The 790-nt window shown below is 69.2% G+C and carries 1 protein-coding gene; it reads right to left on the minus strand.

The window, feature by feature from the left end; genetic code table 11:
- The coding region (tnpC, locus tag NKI08_RS34555; RefSeq protein WP_352775992.1) for an IS66 family transposase at positions 1-790 on the minus strand (790 nt) is incomplete at both ends.

The raw sequence follows: 790 nt of genomic DNA on the forward strand, positions 1-790 counted from the left end.
CGGTATCGGTCTTGCCCTTGGCCAGGACCGGCACCGTCGTGTCGTCGCCGTGCAGACGCGAAGCGGCCAGCACATGGGCTTCGAGCTGCTTGAACAGCGGCATCAGCGCCGCGGCGCCGGCGCCGACCTGGTCGGCGAGCGTCGACAGGCTGAGCGGCACGCCTTCGCGGGCATAGCGTTCGGCCTGGCGGTTAAGCGGCTGATGCTGGCCGAACTTCTCGAACAGGATCATCGCCAGCAGGCCGGGACCGGCCCAGCCGCGCGGGGTGGCGTGGAAGGGCGCCGGAGCCTGGCTGATCGTCTCGCAGTCGCGGCAGGTGAACTTCTCCCGCACGTGCTGGATCACCTTCCATTGCCGCGGCACCACCTCCAGCGTCTCGGTGATATCCTCACCCAGCTTGCGCAGCCGATGACCGCCGCAGCAATGGCAAGCGGCCGGCGCCGGCTCGACCACGCGTTCGCGCGGCAGATGCTCGGGAAATGGCTGGCGCGCCGGTCGCTTGCGCATGTAAGGCGCCACCTCGGTGGTCCGGGCCGCGGCCTGTTCGGCGGCGATCTCGTCTTCCGTCGCGGTGCTCTCGAGTTCCTCGAAGGTGAGTTCCATCTGGTCGTGCAGGCGGGCTGAGCGTTCAGAACTCTGACCATGCAGCGCCCGCTGCAGCTTCCGGATCGTCAGATGCTGATGCGCGATCAGCGCCGCATCATCCGATGCCTTGGCCCTGGCGACCGCCAGTTCGGCCTCGACCAGCGCAGCGCGCGCGGCCTCGTCTTCGGCTCTGGCCAGCGCCGC

The sequence above is a fragment of the Mesorhizobium sp. M0768 genome, from assembly GCF_040320195.1.
Classification (GTDB): Bacteria; Pseudomonadota; Alphaproteobacteria; order Rhizobiales; family Rhizobiaceae; genus Mesorhizobium.